Raw genomic sequence first — 1,082 nt, 5'->3', positions numbered from 1 at the left:
CAGGCTGCCCTGCGGGAGGCTGATGTCATTCCAGACCCGCCCGGTGATGAGCGGCTGGTCCGGGTCGCCGTGGAGAAAATCCACAATCACCTCCTGGCCCACCCGCGGCAGGGCGAGGTTGCCGAACCCGGCACCGGCCCATGCCTGCGACACCCGTATCCAGCATGAGCTGTCCTCATTCCCCGGTGCGTACCGGTCCCAGTGAAAACGCACCCGCACCCGGCCGTACTCATCACAGAAGATTTCCTCGCCTTCCGGGCCGGTCACGATGGCGCTCTGCGGACCGTCCACTTTCGGTTTCGCGGCCGGCCGTGGCCGCCAGGTACGGTCTGCCGGTATCACTGTCAGATGGTTGCTCAGGGTGGTGCCCTGACCCCGGCTGCCGTGCAGCGCCTGCGGCTGTTCCCCGCTCAGCACGCCGCTCACCACCTGCCAGTCCCGGTTAAACAGGTCTGACGGATGTCCGGTCAGGGTGAAGCGGGTGCCGGGCCACAGGGCTGGTGAGTTACTGACGCAGACCGCCATTTCCGCATCATTACGCCAGCCTTCCATCTGATAACGCGCAAAGTCACGGCCATGCTGTTCATCCTTAAAGCGCCCCGGGTAGTCGAAGATTTCATACTGTGCGTACTGCCCGTTCAGGTACTCTGCGTCACGGCCGAAGCGGGCATCCCACAATGGGGATTTGAAGGTGTGGTCCTGTGTTTCGACAGAGGAGGGGCGAACCTGCACCTGATAGCGGAATTCACTGATGCAGGGATTTGTGGTGTCCGCCCGGCTGTCCGGGTTGAACGCCATCTCCCCGGCCGGGTACAGCCCGGCTTCGTCATCGGTCAGCCTCAGCGCCAGGCCGTCTCCCCCGGCTGACGGACGGTCATAAAAGAAGATGCCCTCCTCAGACCACAGGCGGGTCAGGAAGGCCAGGTCACTTTCCCCGTACTGCACGCAGAACTCCCGGGCGGGGTGTTCGCCGTAACACCACGGGGTCCAGTCGGTGATGCCGTTTTCCGCCAGCAGGGTGGCGGTGATGGCCTCAGTGTCCTGCTGCTGGAATATACGGAAGTTCTGCCGCAGGCTGCTGC

1 protein-coding gene is annotated in these 1,082 nt (G+C 63.8%); it reads right to left on the bottom strand.

Going from position 1 to position 1,082, the window contains the following annotated elements; genetic code table 11:
* Positions 1-1,082 (bottom strand): type VI secretion system tip protein TssI/VgrG (gene tssI / locus GTGU_RS23340; RefSeq protein WP_038163554.1); only part of this gene is annotated, 1,082 nt, incomplete at both ends.

It is taken from the genome of Trabulsiella guamensis ATCC 49490 (genome assembly GCF_000734965.1).
Taxonomy (GTDB): domain Bacteria; phylum Pseudomonadota; class Gammaproteobacteria; order Enterobacterales; family Enterobacteriaceae; genus Trabulsiella; species Trabulsiella guamensis.
Note: the sequence above shows the minus strand (reverse complement) of the source record. Positions and strands in the feature narration are given on the sequence as shown.